This is a genomic window from Micromonospora sp. U56 (genome assembly GCF_018070095.1).
Taxonomy (GTDB): domain Bacteria; phylum Actinomycetota; class Actinomycetes; order Mycobacteriales; family Micromonosporaceae; genus Micromonospora; species Micromonospora purpureochromogenes.
The window spans coordinates 1-1,780 of the sequence record NZ_JAGPYL010000239.1; the positions used below are offsets into that span (position 1 = coordinate 1).

Consider the following 1,780-nt stretch of genomic DNA (forward strand, 5'->3'; position numbering starts at 1 on the left):
TGGTCTTGAAGATCTCCACGGTGCCGGCCTCGTCGCGGCCCTGGAAGCGCGGCCAGGAGTCCTTGTCCTTGCCGTGTTCCTTGTCCTTGCCGTGGTCCTTGCCGCGGTCCTTGTCGTGGTCCTTGTCCTTGTCGCGGCCGTTGGCGATGCCGCCGCCGTTCTTGCCGGCGGTGTTGTTGGCGATGCGGGACTCGCGGCGCTTCTCGTCGAAGTCGTCCCTGCCGTCGGCGGAACCACCCTGGCCGTCGGCGGACCCGCCCTTGCCCTTGTCCTTGTCCTTGTGGTCCTTGTCCTTGTGGTCGTTGTCCTCGTCGCGGGCGGACTCGTCCCTGTCGCGGGACTCGTTCCTGTCGCGGGACTCGTCCTTGTCGTCGCGGGCGGACTTGTCCTTGTCGCGGGACTCGTCCCTGTCGCGGGACTCGCCCTTGTCGTCGCGGGCGGACTCGCCCCTGTCGTTGGAGAACCAGTCCTTGTGGTCGGAGGATCCGGTGACCTTGAGGACGCCGACGTTGAAGATGCCGCCGCCGCTCTCCCGGGCGTGGTTGTTCTCCACCTCGCTGTCCTCGAGGTCGACGCGGCCGAAGTTGGCGATGGCGCCGCCGTTGCCCTCGGCGTTGTTGCGGGTCAGCGTGACCTTCTTCAGGTGCGCGCTACCGCCCCGCTCGACCAGCAACGCACCACCGTCGGCGTCACCGTCCTTGCGGTCATCGTCCTTGCGGTCATCGTCCTTGCGGTCATCGTCCTTGCCGTCACCGGGGCCCTGCGGGCCACCCGATCCCTGGGGACCACCGGGCCCGCCCGGTCCACCGGGCCCGCCCGGTCCACCGGGTCCGCCCGGTCCACCGGGTCCGCCCGGTCCACCGGGTCCGCCCGGCCCACCCGGCCCGCCGGGGCCCTGGTCGCCGCCGTACTTGAACTCGGAGGCGTTGCCGCCCTTGAGCGTGAGGTCCTTCAGGGTCAGGTCGCCGCCGTCGGCGACCCGGAACAGCCGGAACGTCTGCTCGGAGTCCCGCTTGATCGTGGAGTCCTCACCCTTGATGGTGATCTCCTGCTTGATCGTCGGCAGGCCCGTGCCGGACTTCCGGTCGTGCCCGTCCAGCTCGTAGGTGCAGTCCTTGGCCAGCTTCAACGTGCCACCGTGATCCCGGTTCGCCAGATCGACAGCCTCGATCAGCTTCTCGTCGTCACACGGCACCTCCCGCACCCGACCGTGCTCGTCACGATCCCGGTCCTTGTCCCGGTCCCGGCGGTCCTCGCCCCTGTCCCGGTCGTCGTGTCCCTTGCCCTTGTCGTCGCGCTTGTCGGAGTCCGGGCCCGCATCGCTGACGTTCTGCTTCGGCGCCGCCTGCGAGTCGCTGGCCCGCTGCGGGTCGTCGGAGTTGTCGTTGCGGGCCGCCAGCCCGCCCAGTGCCGCCAGGCCGACGACGCCGGTCAGGCCGGCCACGCCGGTGGCGACCCACAGCTTGCGTCGCCTAGTCGACGACAGGGCCGAAGGGGCCCCGCCGTCGGGAGTCGTTAGGTCGTTGGACATCAGAGCCTTCCGCCCTTTCCTGCTACCAGACGGGCTCGTACCACCTGAGCGGCACGAGCAGCTACAAATAGGTTGCAGCCTGTTATCCACACCGTATGAGAAGGATCCTCGCGACGCGGACGTATCTGAAAAAACCCCGCATTTCCCTCACATCGGTCGGGCGGGCGCAGCGGGGCGCAGGTCGTAAAGAAGGTGGTGAGCAGCGCAAACAGCGGCGGGCCCCGCCACCGGTGTCTGCGACGTTTCCGT

Annotated in this window: 1 protein-coding gene; it reads right to left on the minus strand. The window is 68.8% G+C overall.

Annotation, left to right across the window (positions count from 1 at the left end; genetic code table 11):
• Positions 1-1,531 (minus strand): hypothetical protein (locus tag KBX37_RS35130; protein WP_247659499.1); only part of this gene is annotated, 1,531 nt, incomplete at its 3' end.
• Positions 1,532-1,780 lie beyond the last annotated feature (249 nt).